This is a genomic window from Aliiroseovarius sp. PTFE2010 (assembly GCF_049943335.1).
In the GTDB taxonomy this organism is placed as follows: domain Bacteria; phylum Pseudomonadota; class Alphaproteobacteria; order Rhodobacterales; family Rhodobacteraceae; genus JBNFVY01.
Genome location: NZ_JBNFVY010000004.1, coordinates 144773 through 160274 on the forward strand (window position 1 = coordinate 144773; position 15502 = coordinate 160274).

The window sequence follows — 15502 nt, forward strand, 5'->3', positions numbered from 1 at the left end:
TTATCTCCTGCATGGTTGCCAAAAGGTAAATTTCCGCATGTCCGACGCCCCCGTGGTCACCCGTTTCGCGCCGTCTCCGACCGGTTATCTGCACATCGGCGGCGCGCGCACGGCGCTGTTCAACTGGCTGTTTGCACGGGGTCGCGGCGGAAAGTTCCTGCTGCGGATCGAGGACACGGATCGCACCCGGTCCACCCCTGAAGCGCGCGATGCGATTCTGGCCGGCCTGGGCTGGCTGGGCCTGGACTGGGACGGCGCGCCGTATAGCCAGTTCGAACAGGCGGCCCGCCACGGCGAAGTGGCCCGGGCGATGCTGGACAGCGGCCATGCGTACAAGTGTTTCGCCACGCAAGAGGAAATTCAGGCGTTCCGTGACCAGGCCAAGGCCGAAGGTCGCAGCACCTTGTTCCGCTCGCCCTGGCGCGACGCGGCCCCATCGACCCACCCCGATGCGCCCTATGTCATCCGCGTCAAGGCACCGCTCGAGGGTGAAACCGTGATCCGCGACCGGGTGCAGGGCGATGTGACGATCCGGAACGATCAGCTGGACGACATGATTGTGTTACGGTCTGATGGCACACCCACCTACATGCTGGCCGTTGTTGTCGATGACCATGACATGGGCGTGACCCATGTGATCCGGGGGGACGACCACCTGAACAATGCCGCGCGGCAAATTCAAATCTATCGCGCAATGGGCTGGGACGAACCGGTTTGGGCACATATCCCGCTGATTTTCGGCCCCGACGGCAAGAAACTGTCAAAGCGCCACGGCGCCACGGGCGTCGAAGAATACCAGGCAATGGGGTATCCTGCTGCGGGCATGCGCAATTATCTGGCCCGCTTGGGCTGGAGTCACGGCGACGATGAATTTTTCACCGATGAACAGGCCCAGGCGTGGTTCGATCTGGACGCAATCGGCAAATCCCCGGCGCGGTTCGACTTCAAGAAACTGGAAAATATCTGCGGCCAGCATATCGCGGCGACAGACGATGCCGCGCTGCTGCATGAAATTGAGGCATATCTGGACGCGGCAGGAAAAATACCCCTGACAGAGGCGCAGAAGACCCTGATGCTTGCCGGCATGTACTGTCTGAAAGAGCGCGCCAAGACATTCCCGGAACTCCTTGAAAAAGCGCATTTCATCTTTGCAGAGCGGCCGATCCGGCCAGATGAAAAGGCCGCCAAAGCGCTCGATTCAGTATCCCGTGGTATACTGGCTGAATTGACGCCCCATCTGCAAAATGCTAGCTGGAACCGCGACGCGCTGGAAGCGGCCGTTGGCGATATCGCTGCGGCCCACGACACCAAGCTCGGCAAACTGGCAGCACCCCTGCGCGCTGCCCTTGCGGGCCGGTCCGTGACACCCAGTGTCTTCGACATGATGCTTGTCCTGGGCCAGGAGGAAACCATTTCCCGGCTCAAGGATGCCGCCGGTTGACCCCGGCCACCCAACACCCCGCGCACATCCGTCGCGCGTCCATACGGAAGGAACGATAATGGCAGACAGCACTAAGACAGCGACCCTGACATATGATGGCAAGACGTTTGAATTGCCGGTGCATTCGCCGTCGGCCGGGCCAGATGTCGTGGACATCCGCAAACTTTACGGCCAAGCCAACCTGTTTACCTATGATCCCGGCTTCACGTCGACGGCCGCATGCGACAGCGCGATCACCTATATCGACGGTGAAGAAGGCGTCTTGCTGCACCGCGGCTACCCGATCGACCAACTGGCTGGAAAATCACACTATCTCGAAGTTTGCTACCTGTTGCTCTACGGCGATCTGCCCTCGGCCACACAGCTGGAAGACTTCGAAAACCGCGTGACCAACCACACGATGCTGCACGAACAGATGCAGTATTTCTTCCGCGGGTTCCGCCGCGACGCGCACCCGATGGCCATCATGGTCGGCGTGGTCGGCGCGATGTCGGCCTTTTACCACGATAGCACGGATATTTCGGACCCCTGGCAGCGCGAGGTCGCTTCGATCCGCCTGATCGCCAAGATGCCGACGATTGCCGCCTGGGCCTTCAAATACCACGTGGGCCAGCCTTTTGTGTATCCGCGCAACGATCTGGACTATGCGTCGAACTTCCTGCGCATGTGCTTTGCCGTGCCGGCCGAGGAATACGAAGTAAACCCGATCCTGTCGCGCGCGATGGACCGCATCTTTACGCTGCACGCCGATCACGAGCAAAACGCCTCGACCTCGACGGTCCGTCTGGCGTCGTCCTCGGGGGCCAACCCGTTCGCCTCGATCGCAGCGGGTATTGCGTGCCTGTGGGGTCCGGCCCACGGCGGCGCCAACCAGGCCTGCCTGGAAATGCTGCGCGAGATCGGTTCGGTCGATCGCATCCCCGAATTCATCGCCCGCGCCAAGGACAAGAACGATCCGTTCCGCCTGATGGGCTTTGGCCACCGCGTCTACAAGAACTTCGATCCGCGGGCCAAGGTGATGAAAGAAAGCGCCGACGAGGTGCTGGAACTTCTGGGTGTGGAAAACAACCCCGCCCTGCAGGTCGCCAAAGAGCTGGAAAAACAGGCGTTGGATGATCCGTACTTCGCCGAGAAAAAGCTGTTCCCGAACGTTGATTTCTATTCGGGTATCATCCTCGAAGCGATGGGCTTCCCCACATCGATGTTCACGCCGATCTTCGCGCTGTCGCGCACCGTCGGCTGGATTTCGCAGTGGAAAGAGATGATCGAAGACCCGGCGATGAAGATCGGCCGCCCGCGCCAGCTGTATACCGGTGCGACGCAGCGCGACTACGTCGACGTCGAAAACCGCTGAGCGCACGCGGCCACAGGCCGCCAAGCGAGATGACCAGAAAAGGCCGCCCACCGGGCGGCCTTTGCCATTGGGTTACCTTGCCGGGTTTGAGCCGCCTCTAGATTTTGCCATCCAGGAAAAGCCGGCCCTTGTCCTGATCATTGCCCGCAGGATCGCCGCCGTGGCGCCTGTGCGCCGTCATGCAAAGCGCCTGCGCGCGACTTGTGCGTGCATGGAATACGCGCCCGAGCGGCCGCAGACGGCGTCAAGCCGCCCCTCAAGACCACAGCGACCAGCATTCAGGCGGCGGCCATCCCGCCCTCGGATCAGGGGCCGTCAGACTGCCATCGCCCATGTAATGATGTCATGTGCCGGGGCCGACTTGGGCGCGGCCTGCGTGTTGGCTGCGCCCCCCGCGCCACAGATTGACCTGCGTCGATAAAGACCACAGGTGGCTACATGCGGCGCGGGTGTCTTGGTGCTCAGCGCCCCTGGAATTTGGCCTTGCGCTTTTGCAGAAAGGCCAGCACGCCCTCGCGGAAGTCGCGGGTTCTACCAGCCATGCCCTGCATCTTGCTCTCAAGTTCCAGTTGCTCTTGGATATTGTTGTCAAAGCTGGCGCGGATTGCGGTCTTGATGCCGAGGTATGACTTGGTCGGACCGGCGGCCAATGTGGCGGCGCGTGCTTTCCATGTCGCTTCGAATTCGTCGTCCGGGACCGCTTCCCAGATCATGCCCCAGTCCATGGCCTGCTTGGCCGAAATCTTGTCAGCGAACAGCGCAGCCCCCATGGCGCGCGCCAGCCCGATCTGGCGCGGCATCGTCCATGTGCCACCCGCATCCGGGACCAGGCCGATGCGCGAAAAGGCTTGCAGGATATAGGCGCTTTCGGTCGCGATCACCACATCGCAGGCCAGCGCCAGGTTCGCCCCGGCCCCCGCAGCAGGGCCATTCACCACGGCCATGGTCGGCACCGGGCTGTTCGTGATCGTCATCACCAGAGGGTTGTATTCATCGCGCAGCGCGCGCTCCAGCTCCATGTCGGTGGTGTTGCCCTGGTCACTCAGGTCCTGGCCCGCGCAAAACGCGTTTCCCGCGCCGGTCAGGACCGTGGCGCGGGCTTCTTCGGCGGCGCGCTCGAACGCGTGTTTCAACTCGGCCCGCATCTGCGCGGTCAGCGCGTTCATCGTGGCAGGGCGGTTCATCGTGATCGTGGCCAGACCATCGGTCACGTCGTATAGAATGACTTCGTAGTTCATGTGTCCTCGCTTCGCTTCAAAGCCAGATTAGCCATCATGTGACAGAAGAAAAGCAAGACGCGCCGTCATTCGTCCAAAATTTGGGCAATACGGGCTTCTTCCTCGGACGACAGGGCATCGGGTGTGGCCGCTTTTGACCGGCCGCGCAAGTAAACTACGGCGCCCAGTCCGGCCAGCACCAGCAGACCCGGCCCGGCCCACCACAGCACAGCATTGATCCCGCCGCGCGTGGGTTCCAGCAGGACATATTCGCCGTAACGGTCCACGATGAATTCGACCACCTCGTCGTTGCTGTCACCGGCAAGCAGCCGTTCGCGCACCAGCCGGCGCAGGTCTTCGGACACGCCGGCATTGCTTTCATCGATACTTTCATTGCGGCACACGGGGCAGCGCAGGCCAGCGCTGATGTCCCGCGCGCGCGCCTCAAGCGCGGGGTCATCCAACACCTCGCCCGGTTGCACGGCAAAGACCGGTCCGCTCAACAGGCCCAGGGCCAACACCACGCTCAAGCGCATGGCCAGGGTCAGGATCCGGCGTTTCATTCGGCAGGCACCCCTTGCGGCAGGCGGCGGCGGCGTGCGCCCGCAGCCACGCGATACCGCCGATCGGTCAGCGACAGCACGCCGCCAATCGACATCAGGATCGCCCCGCCCCAGATCCAGTTGGCAAACGGCTTGATGTAGCTGCGCACCGCCCAGCCGCCATTCGCCTGCGGATCGCCGATCACAAGATAGATGTCGCGCAAAAATCCATTGTCGATGCCGGCCTCGGTTGTCGGCATACGCGCCACCGGATAGCTGCGCTTTTCAGGATGCAGGGTCGAAATGAAACGCCCGTTTTTCTTAACCGTCAAATCCGCCCTGAGCGCGCTGTAATTCGGACCCTGAACACGGTTCACCGACTCTAGCGTGATGTCGTAGCCTGCAACGTTGAACGTCTCGCCGGGATGGGCCACGCGGATATCTTCGACGTCCCAGGCGGTCAGCGCCGCGATACCGAAAATCGTGATGCCAAGCCCGGCGTGGGCGACAACACGGCCCCAATCGCCCCGCGGCAGGCGCGCCAGACGGCCCCAGCCGCCGCGCCCCTTGCGGATCCAGATATCCACCGCGGCGCCCGCCACCAGCCAGGCGCCCAATGCCGCGCCCACCGGCCCGAGCGCACTGCGCCCGCTCTGCATGGCCCAGACCAATGCACCGATGGCCAGCGCCAGTACCAGCGCGTATTTCAACTGCCCTATCGCGCGCCCCAGCCTGGCGCGTTTCCACGGCAGGATCGCGCCGATCGGCAAGGCGATTGCCAGCGCGACCATGAAGGGCGTGAAGGCAGCATTGAAAAAGGGCGCGCCGACCGACAGCTTGCGTTCCCCGTTCGAGGTCAATTCGATCACCAGCGGCCAAATCGTGCCCACGAAAACCACCATCGAAGACACGGCCAACAGCACATTATTCAGCACCAGTGCGCTTTCACGGCTGACCATGGCAAAGACACCCTTGGCCTCCATCGTGCTGGCCCGCGCCGCGTACAGAACCAGCGCCCCGCCGGTAAAGACGGCCAGGATGATCAGGATGAACACCCCGCGCTCGGGGTCATTGGCAAAGGCGTGCACGCTGGTGATCACACCCGAGCGCACGATGAACGTGCCGATCAGCGAAAAGCCAAAGGCAAGGATCGCCAGCAAGACGGTCCAGGCCTTCAGGCTTTCGCGTTTTTCAACGACCACGGCGCTGTGAAGCAGCGCGGCCGCAAAAAGCCACGGCATGAAGGATGCGTTTTCCACCGGGTCCCAGAACCAGAACCCGCCCCAGCCCAGCTCGTAATAGGCCCACCATGATCCCAGGGCGATCCCGACGGTCAGAAAGACCCAGGCGGCCAGTGTCCAGGGCCGCACCCAGCGGGCCCAGGCCGCATCGACGCGCCCTTCGATCAGGGCGGCAACGGCAAAGGAAAACGCCATCGAAAGACCCACATAGCCCAGATAGAGGAACGGCGGATGAAAGGCCAAACCAGGGTCTTGCAGCAGCGGGTTGAGATCTTGCCCGTTCATCGGTGGTGTCACCAGCCGCAAAAACGGGTTCGAGGTGAGCAAGATAAACAACAGGAACGCCACCCCGATGGCCCCCTGAACCGACAACACCCGTGCCCGCAGACGGTCTGGTAAATTGCCGCCAAACCATGCCGCAGCCGCGCCGAACAGCGCCAGAATCAGCACCCAGAGCAGCATCGAACCTTCGTGGTTCCCCCACACACCCGACACTTTATAGAGCATCGGCTTGGACGTGTGGGAATTGGCCGTCACAAGAGCCAATGAAAAATCCGAGGTGACAAAAGCATAGGTCAGCGCGGCAAAGGAAAAGGCGATCAGAACGAACTGAAACGAGGCCGCCGGGATCGCAACCGCCATCATGGCCGGGCTGCCACGCTGCGCGCCGATCATGGGCACCACCGATTGCACCAGCGCTACGGCCAGCGCCAGCACCAAAGCGAAATGCCCTAACTCGACGATCATCCCCGTTCCCCCGTTGCCCGAATTGCGGTCAACCTACACTGCGCGGCCCTCAGCGCCAATGCCGTGTGCGCCCGTGTCGCACTAAGGTGAAGGCGCGGCGGGTATCCGGCCCACCGCGCCGCTGGAACATCACTTGTCAGCCGCCCCTACAGCCCCAGACTGGCCGCCGCGACAAGCACCGCGGCGCCGACCGGAATCAAAAATGCCATCCCATGCAAATTGAACGAGGCCTGGATCACCGAAAAATGCAGCACCGCGCCGGTGGCCAGAAACGCCAGGAAAACGACCATCATCTCGGTTTCGACACCGAACTGCGCCCCGCCAGTCAACTGCGCCACCCACCAGCCGCCCATGATCAAGGACGATCCGGCCCAGCTGAACGACATCCCAAGCGCCAGGGGCGTCGCGCGCACTTGCCACAGCCACAGAAACGTCGCCGAAATCAGAATGGCCATGATCGAAATTGCCCCATAGCCGATGGTCAGCATCGTGACATGATCCCACGTCCGCGCGCCCAGTTGCAGCAGCGCCGTGATCAAAATGAGCAGCGAGAGTGCTTGTTTCATTGTCCCAGAACCTCTTTGACCGCCACGTCCAGTTCGCGCGCGGCCTCTTCGTTGCGTTTCTGCGCGCGTTTGATATTCGCGCCGCTCAAGTAGTCCTTCAGGCGGGTCCAGAACCGTTTCATCCCTGCCCCCGAGGCAGCCGTTCACGGATCATCGTCGTCATTTCCGTCAGGATCGCCGTGTTTTTGTCCAGCGTGGTGCGGGTGGCCTGATCCTTTTGGAAGTCTCTGAAAAGAAGGTAGAAAACCAACATCACCCAAGGGCCATAGTCGGCCAGTGCGGTCACAAGCGCCCTATCCATTCTGCCCCCCCTTGGCGGACGCTTTCCAATCCGCCAGAGCAGGGTTGTCGTTTGAAGCCGGCGTCGCGGCCGGGTCGGCCTGCATCGCGTCGCCCTTTGGTCCCGCGTTCAGCGTCTCGAGGGCCGCAATGTTGCGCGTCACCCCTCCGGCGCGCGACATCGTGTCTGCGATCGAATGCCGGAATTCCTGACTTTTGAGCTGGTGGCGCGCCCCGAAATAAAAGCTGACAATAGCCCCCATCAGCCACCACAGCGGCTCGGGCACCAGCGCGATGCCCTGCATGCGCGCGGCGAACCAGATCGGATCGACCATGGCCGCCACGAACAGGCCCAGCGTACCGAACGCCAACGCAGGGCGCGGCACCCGGTTGAGCGCGTCGATAAAGCGGTCAAAGCGCCCCTGCCGCGCCACGGCGAATTCGGCTGCGAACTGCTGCAGCGCCTGGCTGCGGTATTCCATGTCACGCTGGTCCGCGGCCTCGCTGTTCACACGGAACACCTGCGCGGTTTCGGCCACCACGTTGCGCCCGCGCCCGAACAGCAGGCTGAAAAGTCCGTTCATCATCCCCATGCCGAAACCCGCTTGGCGTGCTCGGCCTCGCTCAACCAGTAGCGCGGCGAAATGAATTCTTCGGCCCGCTTGATCCAGCCGCCCTTGCCGCCATCAAGGCGACGGGCGTATTTACGGCTGGCGGGACGGTTATCGGCGAGCGTGTAGTAGTAATTGCGCCGGGCGATCCCGTAGGCATCGGCCAGATGCATAGGTGCCATCGCATGGGCGATTTCCGCCGCCGCGATGGTTTGCGGGCCAATCACCCCGTCCACAGTGACGTGCTGGCCCATGTCGTTCAGCAGACGCTGAAGGATTTTGACCGCGTTGGCGCCCGCATTGACATACATGTCGAACACGCTGGCCTGCAGCGATCCGGGCAGATCGCCGATCCGCGGACGTTCGAAATAGTGGTGGATGAATATGTCCCGTGCCTGCACACGGGTCAGCGCTTTTACATCGGCTATATCGACATCGCCGTCGCCGTCATTGTCGATGCCCAAGCTGCGCAGCGTCCCGATGGTTACACCATACTTGGTGGCGCCGCCCGGATCGGATGGGTCGTTCACATAGCCGCCCTCACGGGCGATAATGTCGTCTGCAATCTGCGTTACCGTTTTCATGAGCCCTGGCCCCGAATTGAGAAATCCGAGACCTAGGGTGTTCAAAAACGGTTAATTCGACGGAACCTGAGCGTTCGGTGCCTCGGGCTCTTGATAAACGCCCTGCTCTTTGAGCGCGTCCACCACTTCCTTGGGCATGTAGGTTTCGTCGTGCTTGGCCAGGATTTCACTGGCCACGAACGTGCCCCCGACCAACTGGCCGGTTCCGATCATGCCTTGGCCTTCTTCGAACAGGTCAGGCAAAACGCCTTCAAAGGTCACTGGCACCGTGGCGCCGCCATCGGTAACGCTGAAGGACACCTGCGTGCCTTCCCCGCGCACCAGTGAACCCTCTTCGACCAGCCCGCCAATGCGGAACACCTCATCCGCGCGCGGCGGTTCGGCCACCACTTCGCTGGGCGCGCGAAAATAGTTGATCCCGTCGCGCATCGCATACCCGATCAGCCCGGTTGCCAGGACCAAGGCCGCCGTGGCCAGCGCGATGACCTGGATACGGCGTTGTTTCTTCAGGCTTTTCATTGCGGCCTCATGGATAGACGGGGGCCATCATCAACCCCGTGGTTTCGTTCAGCCCCAGCATCAGGTTGGCATTCTGAACCGCCTGCCCGCTCGACCCCTTGGCCAGATTGTCGAGCGTACCGACCACGATGGTGCGCCCCGTGCGCCGGTCGGCGACCACGCCGATGTGGCACATGTTCGACGCACGCACCTCCTTCATGCTGGGAACCTCGCCCAGATGCAGAACGTGAACGAAAGGTTCGTTCATGTATTGCTGGGCCAGCGCATAGTGGATCGCCCCGGCCTCGCCCTGGACATAGGCGGTGGCCAGAATGCCCCGGCTGGCCGGGATCAGGTGCGGGGTGAACTGGATTTCGACCGGCCGACCTGCGGCCAGGCTGAATTCCTGATCGAATTCGCCAAGATGCCGGTGCGTGCCGCCGACGGCATAGGGCGTAGCGTTTTCCGTCATCTCGGCGGTCAGCAGCAGTTCCTTGGCCGACCGCCCCGCGCCCGATGCCCCCACCTTGAGATCGAGTATGATCTCGTCCAGGTCGATCACCCCGGCGGCAATCAGCGGGCGGAGCATGTACTGACCTGTGGCAGCGTTACAGCCCGTCCCCGCGACCAGCCGCGCGTCCTTGATCTGGTCGCGGTAGAATTCGGTCAGGCCATAGACGGCTTCGGCTTGAAGCGCGGGGGCGGCGTGATCATTGCCGTACCATTTCTTGTAGTCGGCCGGATCGCGCAGGCGGAAATCGGCGGACAGATCGACGATCTTCAGATCGGTCGGCAGCTGGGCAATTACCTCTTGGCTGGTCTTGTGCGGCAGGGCACAAAAGACCAGATCCAGCGCGGAAAGGTCGATTTCTTCCCAACGCACCAGATCGGGAAGATCCATGTGGCGCAAATGCGGATAGACCTGGTCCATCCGCATTCCGGCCTTGGAATTGGCGGCAAGCGCGGCGATTTCCATGTCGGGATGGGTCGCGATCAACCGGGCACATTCCGCACCCGTATAGCCAGAGGCACCGATGATGCCGATTTTCTTGGTCATGGTCATATCCTTCGGCCCCGCATGCCGGGGCTGCTCTTCAAAATAGGGGCTGCGCAAGGGCTGTGCAATCAGGCGGCGACAAAGTCGACTTTTCGTCGCAGGAACTGCGTGGCCTGGCGGCTGACCTTGGCCGGGTCGCCCGTGGTCAGAAATGCACTTTCGGTGCCCGTGCCCAGCATATCGGGATGGCGCGCCAGGTAGTCCTGCAGCGATGCGGCCACCAGATCGGCCTGACTATAGACCTGAACGTCTTCGCCCAGAGCATCCTGAAAACTTTCGGCCAGCATGGGATAGTGCGTGCAGCCCAGAATCGCGGCCTCGGGGTGCGGCATTTTGCGTTTGAGCGCGTCGACATGGCTGCGCACCAGCGCATCGGCCAGGATCATGTCGCCGTCTTCGATCGCATCAACAACGCCGCCGCAGGCCTGCGCTTCAACATCCACACCGATGGCGCGAAAGGCCAGTTCGCGCTGGAACGCGCGGCTGGCGACAGTGGCGGGCGTGGCGAACAGTGCGACGTGCTTGACGGCCACTTCGCGGGGGGGCGAATTGTCGCCCCACTGGCGTTCGGTCAACGCCTCGATCAGGGGAACGAAGACGCCCAGCACGCGCTTGTCCTTGGGCAGCCAGCTTTCCTGTATGCGCCGCAGGGCCGCCGCGCTGGCGGTGTTACAGGCCAGGATCACCAGATCGCACCCTGCGTCCCACAGCCGTTCGATCGCCGTCGTGGTCAGGTTGAAGACATCGTCGGCATCGCGCACGCCATAGGGTGCATGCGCGTTGTCACCGAAATAGACGACATGCAGATCGGGCAACTGTTTGGTCACGGCATCGTAAACGGTCAGCCCGCCCAGCCCGCTATCGAAAATCCCAACCGCCATTACCGCGCCTCTTGCTTGTACCGCTCGTCGAATTCCTTGCCGTAAGTGGTTGGCGACAAGGAGGGTCGCGCCAGTGCATAAGTGGCTTCGCGCAGGAAATCCATCATCCTTTTCGGCTCACCGCGGAACTGTGCCAATGCGGCACGGTCCAGTGGTTGGCCAATCGCCACGCGCACCGGCTGGTCGATGCGGGCCCTGAATTCGCGGATCAACAGGCCCAGGCGCAGGGTCGTGTGCAGATGGCTGACGATCTGGAACAGGCGTGAATTGCTGCCGTCAAACCAGATCGGCACGACTGCGGCGTCGCTGCGGGCGATCATTTTGGCGGTGAAGCTGCGCCAGCGCGGATCCAGCGCACGCCCGAAAGGCGTGGCCGCGGTGCTGACAGTGCCGCCCGGAAAAATGCCGATCGCGCCCCCTGCCCCCAGATACCGCAGCGCCTCGGCCCGGGTTGCGATATTCAGTGCCTGCGCTTCACGCGTGGCATCGAAACTGATTGGCAGGATCACGCGATTGACGTCTTCGGCCTTGCGGAAGACCTGGTTCGCCAGAATGCGAAAGTCACCGCCGCGCCGGATCGACAGGATATGCGCCATGATCAGCCCGTCCAGAATGCCGAACGGATGGTTCGAAACCACGATCAGCGGTCCAGCGGCAGGCACGTTGTCCAGCGATCCCGAAATCACGTCCAGCGATACGCCCATGCGCCGGGGCATGACTTGCCAGAAATCCGCGCCGGCGGCGACTTCGGCGTCATATCCATCGGCGCGTCGCACCAGCGTACCTCGGCCCGTCAGCGATTCCAGCCCCCGAATGAACCGCTGCCCGCCGCGACTGGCGGCCGACGACGCATAAGAGATATCGCGCACCACGTCCCGGCGCTGGCGTCTTGATGTGCGCTCTGCCATCGGATCTCTGCCTGTTACACGCGCAGGCTTAGGATATCTGAGACGTACGGCAAACCCTATTCTGCAGCCATGCTGGCCGGTGGGCTTTTCAACGCGGCCCACAGCGCGGCGCGGGTTTTTTCGGCCCTCTCGGCGGCTGCTTGTTTGACCGGCCCAAAGCCCTTGATCGACAAAGGCAAACGCGCCAGTTCGACCGCCTCGGGGCGATCAGCATAGCCTTCGAGCAGCTGGGCGATATCTGCCTCGTATGCGGCGATCAGGGCGCGCTCCATGCGGCGCTCGGCGCTATAGCCAAACGGGTCGAACGGTGTGCCGCGGAGCCCCTTGAAGCGCGCCAGCGCCATGACCATACGGGCCGGTATGGCGCCAAACGTGCGCTTCTTCGGGCGCCCGTCGTGGCCCTTGCCCGACAATACGGGCGGCGCCAAGTGGTAGGTAAAGGCAAGATCGCCATCGAATTCCGCGCGGGCCTTGGCCTGGGTCTGACGCATCAGGCGCGCGACCTCGTATTCATCCTTGTAAGACAGCAGCTTGTGATAGGCCTCGGCCACCGCCGCGCGCAGCGGACCATCCGGTACCGTATGGACCAGGTTGCGATACCGGTCGGCCAGCGCGGGGCCTTGATATTCCACCAGATGCGCAGCCCGCAGGGCGATCTTTTCGTCCAGTGTTTTGGGCTTGTCCACCACATTGGGTTCCGCAATCGACGCCGCATGTTCGGGGTTCAGTGCGGCCCAACGGCCCAACTCGAACGCGCGCTTGTTGCGCTCGGCTGCGGTGCCATTCAGTTCGATCGACCGGGTAATGGCATCATGGGCCAATGGGATCAGCCCCTGCTGCCAGGCCGCACCGAAAACCATCATGTTGGAATATATCGAATCCCCCATGGCCATGCGCGCCAGCCGGGTTGCGTCGAACAGGGTCACACGCTCGCGCAAGCGGGCCTCAAGACTTAGGCGCAATGCGTCGCCGGGCAATGTAAAATCAGCGTTGCGCGTAAAGTCCCCGGTTATGATTTCGTGGCTGTTCACAACAGCGCCGGTGCGCCCCTGCGCCGTCAGCCCCAAGGTCGCCGAGCCCGCGCTGACGACCAGATCACCGCCGATCAGCGCATCCGCTTCGCCCAAGGCGACACGGATCGCGCTGATATCCGCAGGTCGCTCGGCAATACGGCAGTGTATGGCGACCGCGCCGCCCTTCTGGGCCAGACCCGCCATTTCCATCATGCCGGCCCCTTTGCCTTCCAGATGGGCGGCCATGGCCATGATCGCGCCGATGGTGACCACGCCGGTACCGCCCACGCCGGTGATGACACTGTTATGGGTGCCATCGATCACCGGCAGATCCGGCTGGGGCAGATTACCCACGTCGATGTCTACGGTGGCCGCTTTTTTCGGCGTCGCGCCCGACACCGTGACAAAGGACGGGCAAAAGCCGTTCAAACAGGAAAAATCCTTGTTGCATGAGGACTGATCAATGGCCCGTTTTCGGCCAAATTCGGTGTCGACTGGCACGATCGACACACAGTTTGACTGGACCCCGCAATCGCCGCAGCCCTCGCAGATATCGGTGTTGATGAACACGCGCTTGTCAATGTCGGGGAAGGTGCCGCGTTTGCGCCGCCGGCGTTTTTCCGCCGCGCAAGTCTGTGCATAAACTATGGCCGATACACCTTTGTGTTCACGCCATTTTTCCTGAACTTCATTGAGATCTTCGCGCGGGAAACTCTGCACGCCGCGGGGCAGTTTCGACAGGTCATAATCTTCTTTGTCATCATAGACGAAAGCAACCGGATCGACCCCCATCGCCACCAGCTCGTGCGCGATATGATCGGCCGTCAGCCCCCCTTCGTTCGTTTGCCCGCCCGTCATGGCGACCGCGTCATTAAACAGGATCTTGTAGGTGATATTCGTGCCCGCCGCCAAGGCGGCACGGATGGCTTGGATGCCCGAATGATTATAGGTGCCATCGCCCAGGTTCTGGAACACGTGGTCGCGTTTGGAAAACGGCGCCTCGCCGATCCAGTTGGCCCCTTCGCCGCCCATATGGGTGAAACCCAACGTGTCGCGGTCCATCCATTGCACCATGTAGTGACAGCCGATCCCGGCATAGGCGCGGCTGCCGTCCGGCACTTTGGTCGAGGTATTGTGCGGACAGCCCGAACAGAAATAGGGAACGCGCGTCGCCACCTCGGGCATATTGTCTGATTTCTTTGCATCAACAACGGCTTGCAGGCCGTTTTTCATTCGATCCGTCACGCAACCTTCTTCTTCAAGGATGCCGCCAATCTTTTCCGCGATGAACATCGGATCAAGCGCGCCGCGGGTGTGGAACAGTTCCAACTGCTGGCCGTTTTCCCAACTGTCGCCCTTGTGCCCGCCATAGATGCGCCGTCCGTGCCGATCATCGAAAATCGCTTCCTTGACCTGCACTTCGATCAGCTTGCGCTTTTCCTCGACTACAATGATCAGGTCCAACCCTTCGGCCCATTCGTGAAAGCTGACCATGTCCAGCGGCCAGGTCTGCCCCACCTTGTAGGTCGTGAGACCCAGCCGTTCGGCCTCGGCCGCTTCGAGCCCCAGCAGCCCCAGGGCATGAACCAGATCGAGCCAGTTCTTGCCCGCCGCCACAAAGCCGATCTTGGCCCCGGGCTTGCCCCAGACCCGTTTGTCGATCCGGTTGGCACGCGCAAAAGCCTCGGCGGCATGGCGTTTATGGTCGATCATGCGCGCTTCTTGCAGCGTCGGCGTGTCAACAAGGCGAATGTTCAGCCCACCATCCGGCAGCGTACGCTCTGGCATCACCAGATTCATCCGGTCGGGGCGGGCATCAACGACAGCGGTGGATTCCACCGTGTCCTTCACCAGTTTCAGCCCCGCCCATACGCCAGCGTATCGCGACAGGGCGTACCCGTAGATACCGTAATCCAGGATTTCCTGTACGCCCGCTGGTGACAGCACCGGCATGTAGGCATCGACCATAGCCCAGTCCGATTGGTGCAAAGTGGTCGAGGATTCGCCGGTGTGATCGTCGCCCATGCACATCAATACGCCGCCGTATGGCGACGTTCCGGCCATGTTGGCGTGGCGCATCACGTCACCAGACCGGTCCACCCCTGGCCCCTTGCCGTACCAAAGGCCAAAGACGCCATCAAACTTGCCTTCGCCGCGCAATTCCGCCTGTTGCGCGCCCCACAGCGCAGTCGCGGCCAGATCTTCGTTCAACGCAGGCTGAAACACCACGTCGGCGGCATCCAGATCGGTTTTGGCCCGCTCCATCTGCATGTCGACCGCGCCCACCGGCGAGCCGCGATACCCCGTGACCAGCCCCGCCGTGTGCAGGCCCGCGGCGCGGTCGCGCTGTTTTTGCATCAACATCAATCGCACCAAAGCCTGTGTGCCGTTAAGCAACACCTGATCTTTGGTCAGGTCATATTTGTCGTGAAGCGTGACATCCTGTTGGCTCATTCGACACCTCCCCTGCGCGATGATCCTGTTTTATCTGCACCATTCTCATTATAAGTCAAAAAAGCTGACCTTCACATCAAGATTTTCGGATCAGTGTGGTTTACATCGT

At 62.1% G+C, this 15502-nt stretch carries 15 protein-coding genes; 2 read left to right on the forward strand and 13 right to left on the reverse strand.

What is annotated here, in order from left to right; translation table 11 throughout:
* Nucleotides 1-37 precede the first annotated feature (37 nt).
* Nucleotides 38-1441, forward strand: a complete 1404-nt coding sequence (gene gltX, locus ACP2AV_RS08730; protein WP_426372294.1) for a glutamate--tRNA ligase — start codon at nt 38-40, stop codon at nt 1439-1441.
* Nucleotides 1442-1499: 58 nt separating this feature from the next.
* Nucleotides 1500-2795: a citrate synthase gene (gene gltA, locus ACP2AV_RS08735; protein ID WP_426372295.1), complete on the forward strand. Its 1296-nt coding sequence runs from the start codon at nt 1500-1502 to the stop codon at nt 2793-2795.
* A gap of 461 nt (nt 2796-3256) precedes the next feature.
* Here the strand turns inward: gltA and ACP2AV_RS08740 are convergent, their stop codons facing one another.
* From ACP2AV_RS08740 to ACP2AV_RS08800, 13 genes are all read right to left on the reverse strand, one after another.
* Nucleotides 3257-4033 (reverse strand): enoyl-CoA hydratase-related protein, encoded by a 777-nt coding sequence (locus tag ACP2AV_RS08740; protein ID WP_426372296.1) that lies wholly within the window; start codon nt 4031-4033, stop codon nt 3257-3259.
* A gap of 65 nt (nt 4034-4098) precedes the next feature.
* Nucleotides 4099-4548 carry a cytochrome c-type biogenesis protein gene (locus ACP2AV_RS08745; protein WP_426372480.1) on the reverse strand — a complete coding sequence of 150 codons (450 nt, stop codon included), beginning with the start codon at nt 4546-4548 and terminating at the stop codon, nt 4099-4101.
* 23 nt (nt 4549-4571) lie between these two features.
* The gene (locus tag ACP2AV_RS08750) at nt 4572-6542 is read right to left on the reverse strand and encodes a heme lyase CcmF/NrfE family subunit (protein ID WP_426372297.1); all 1971 of its coding nucleotides are present in this window, start codon (nt 6540-6542) and stop codon (nt 4572-4574) included.
* A gap of 146 nt (nt 6543-6688) precedes the next feature.
* Nucleotides 6689-7108 carry a hypothetical protein gene (locus ACP2AV_RS08755; RefSeq protein ID WP_426372298.1) on the reverse strand — a complete coding sequence of 140 codons (420 nt, stop codon included), beginning with the start codon at nt 7106-7108 and terminating at the stop codon, nt 6689-6691.
* Nucleotides 7105-7230 (reverse strand): hypothetical protein, encoded by a 126-nt coding sequence (locus tag ACP2AV_RS08760; protein WP_426372299.1) that lies wholly within the window; start codon nt 7228-7230, stop codon nt 7105-7107. Before ACP2AV_RS08760 ends, ACP2AV_RS08755 begins: the two co-directional genes overlap by 4 nt.
* The gene (locus ACP2AV_RS08765; protein WP_426372300.1) at nt 7227-7409 is read right to left on the reverse strand and encodes a hypothetical protein; all 183 of its coding nucleotides are present in this window, start codon (nt 7407-7409) and stop codon (nt 7227-7229) included. Before ACP2AV_RS08765 ends, ACP2AV_RS08760 begins: the two co-directional genes overlap by 4 nt.
* Nucleotides 7402-7980, reverse strand: coding sequence for a holin family protein (locus ACP2AV_RS08770; protein ID WP_426372301.1), 579 nt, complete (start codon nt 7978-7980; stop codon nt 7402-7404). Before ACP2AV_RS08770 ends, ACP2AV_RS08765 begins: the two co-directional genes overlap by 8 nt.
* Nucleotides 7971-8582, reverse strand: a complete 612-nt coding sequence (locus ACP2AV_RS08775; protein ID WP_426372302.1) for a holin-associated N-acetylmuramidase — start codon at nt 8580-8582, stop codon at nt 7971-7973. Before ACP2AV_RS08775 ends, ACP2AV_RS08770 begins: the two co-directional genes overlap by 10 nt.
* 51 nt (nt 8583-8633) lie before the next feature.
* Nucleotides 8634-9101 carry a cytochrome c maturation protein CcmE gene (gene ccmE / locus ACP2AV_RS08780; protein ID WP_426372303.1) on the reverse strand — a complete coding sequence of 156 codons (468 nt, stop codon included), beginning with the start codon at nt 9099-9101 and terminating at the stop codon, nt 8634-8636.
* Between the two features lie 7 nt (nt 9102-9108).
* A complete protein-coding gene (argC, locus tag ACP2AV_RS08785; protein ID WP_426372304.1) occupies nt 9109-10137 on the reverse strand; it encodes an N-acetyl-gamma-glutamyl-phosphate reductase in 1029 nt (342 codons plus the stop codon).
* Between the two features lie 68 nt (nt 10138-10205).
* Nucleotides 10206-11018, reverse strand: coding sequence for a glutamate racemase (gene murI / locus ACP2AV_RS08790; protein WP_426372305.1), 813 nt, complete (start codon nt 11016-11018; stop codon nt 10206-10208).
* Nucleotides 11018-11926 carry a lysophospholipid acyltransferase family protein gene (locus ACP2AV_RS08795; protein WP_426372306.1) on the reverse strand — a complete coding sequence of 303 codons (909 nt, stop codon included), beginning with the start codon at nt 11924-11926 and terminating at the stop codon, nt 11018-11020. Before ACP2AV_RS08795 ends, murI begins: the two co-directional genes overlap by 1 nt.
* Nucleotides 11927-11982: 56 nt before the next feature.
* Entirely contained in the window at nt 11983-15393 is a 3411-nt protein-coding gene (locus ACP2AV_RS08800; RefSeq protein ID WP_426372307.1) for an indolepyruvate ferredoxin oxidoreductase family protein, read from the reverse strand.
* Nucleotides 15394-15502: the final 109 nt, after the last annotated feature.

Excerpts from the sequence above, each read along its gene's own strand:
- ACP2AV_RS08770 (WP_426372301.1), bottom strand. The coding sequence starts at position 7,980 with ATGGGGATGATGAACGGACTTTTCAGCCTGCTGTTCGGGCGCGGGCGC.
- murI (WP_426372305.1), bottom strand. The coding sequence starts at position 11,018 with ATGGCGGTTGGGATTTTCGATAGCGGGCTGGGCGGGCTGACCGTTTAC.
- ACP2AV_RS08750 (WP_426372297.1), bottom strand. The coding sequence starts at position 6,542 with ATGATCGTCGAGTTAGGGCATTTCGCTTTGGTGCTGGCGCTGGCCGTA.
- argC (WP_426372304.1), bottom strand. The coding sequence starts at position 10,137 with ATGACCAAGAAAATCGGCATCATCGGTGCCTCTGGCTATACGGGTGCG.
- ACP2AV_RS08795 (WP_426372306.1), bottom strand. The coding sequence starts at position 11,926 with ATGGCAGAGCGCACATCAAGACGCCAGCGCCGGGACGTGGTGCGCGAT.
- ACP2AV_RS08745 (WP_426372480.1), bottom strand. The coding sequence starts at position 4,548 with ATGCGCTTGAGCGTGGTGTTGGCCCTGGGCCTGTTGAGCGGACCGGTC.
- ACP2AV_RS08775 (WP_426372302.1), bottom strand. The coding sequence starts at position 8,582 with ATGAAAACGGTAACGCAGATTGCAGACGACATTATCGCCCGTGAGGGC.
- gltA (WP_426372295.1), top strand. The coding sequence starts at position 1,500 with ATGGCAGACAGCACTAAGACAGCGACCCTGACATATGATGGCAAGACG.
- ccmE (WP_426372303.1), bottom strand. The coding sequence starts at position 9,101 with ATGAAAAGCCTGAAGAAACAACGCCGTATCCAGGTCATCGCGCTGGCC.
- ACP2AV_RS08800 (WP_426372307.1), bottom strand. The coding sequence starts at position 15,393 with ATGAGCCAACAGGATGTCACGCTTCACGACAAATATGACCTGACCAAA.
- ACP2AV_RS08765 (WP_426372300.1), bottom strand. The coding sequence starts at position 7,409 with ATGGATAGGGCGCTTGTGACCGCACTGGCCGACTATGGCCCTTGGGTG.
- ACP2AV_RS08740 (WP_426372296.1), bottom strand. The coding sequence starts at position 4,033 with ATGAACTACGAAGTCATTCTATACGACGTGACCGATGGTCTGGCCACG.
- ACP2AV_RS08755 (WP_426372298.1), bottom strand. The coding sequence starts at position 7,108 with ATGAAACAAGCACTCTCGCTGCTCATTTTGATCACGGCGCTGCTGCAA.
- ACP2AV_RS08760 (WP_426372299.1), bottom strand. The coding sequence starts at position 7,230 with ATGAAACGGTTCTGGACCCGCCTGAAGGACTACTTGAGCGGCGCGAAT.
- gltX (WP_426372294.1), top strand. The coding sequence starts at position 38 with ATGTCCGACGCCCCCGTGGTCACCCGTTTCGCGCCGTCTCCGACCGGT.